Genomic DNA, 743 nt, shown 5'->3' on the forward strand with positions numbered 1-743 from the left:
GATTTAACAATACTACTTTTAGGACTTGCTTTCCACTGTTTTGTTATATAAAACAGAAAATCGCTATGCCACAGCCTTGGCAGGCCATCGCGTAGCGATTTTGTTCAATCAATATTTATTTCATACTTATCATCAACAAGTACAATATTGGCATTATGCTTTTTGGCAAGTTCCGAAAACTGCACATTATCTTCTAAAACACTTTCCATAGTACACCAATCATCATCTATACGATTTTCTACTGCACTTGCGTATTTTTTTATATCGTCAAAATGATTTTTAATATAGTTTTCACTCATCACAAGACAATAAAATTTAATATTATCAAGATACTCCTCTGTAAAATCCTTTTTCCAATCGAAAGGAATATACCCACCTTCAATAACAAGATTTTGCTTGTTTTCTATGGCTGTTTTCATCATTTCACGAATAATAGGCCACATATATGCTTCAAGTTCGGCATCATCTTCAGGTGTGAGTTTCGTATAACCACTACGAATTAAACCCATTTTCAAATGGTCTATTGAAAAATAGGGATATTTATATTTTTCGAGCAATTTTTGAGCAAGCACAGTCTTACCTGTATGCGATGCACCTGTTATTAAAATAATCATTTTTTATCTCCTGAAACTCTAATTGAACAAAATCGCTACGCGATGGCCTGCCAAGGCTGTGGCATAGCGATTTTCTGTTTTATATAACAAAACAGTGGAAAGCAAGTCCTAAAAGTAGTATTGTTAAAT

The 743-nt window shown here is 33.2% G+C and carries 1 protein-coding gene; it reads right to left on the reverse strand.

Features of this window, described 5'->3' with window-relative positions:
* Positions 1-104: 104 nt before the first annotated feature.
* Positions 105-614, reverse strand: coding sequence for an ATP-binding protein (locus DWX73_RS13405; RefSeq protein ID WP_118349146.1), 510 nt, complete (start codon positions 612-614; stop codon positions 105-107).
* Positions 615-743 lie beyond the last annotated feature (129 nt).

The organism is Coprococcus sp. AF21-14LB, assembly GCF_003458885.1.
Classification (GTDB): Bacteria; Bacillota; Clostridia; order Lachnospirales; family Lachnospiraceae; genus UBA9414.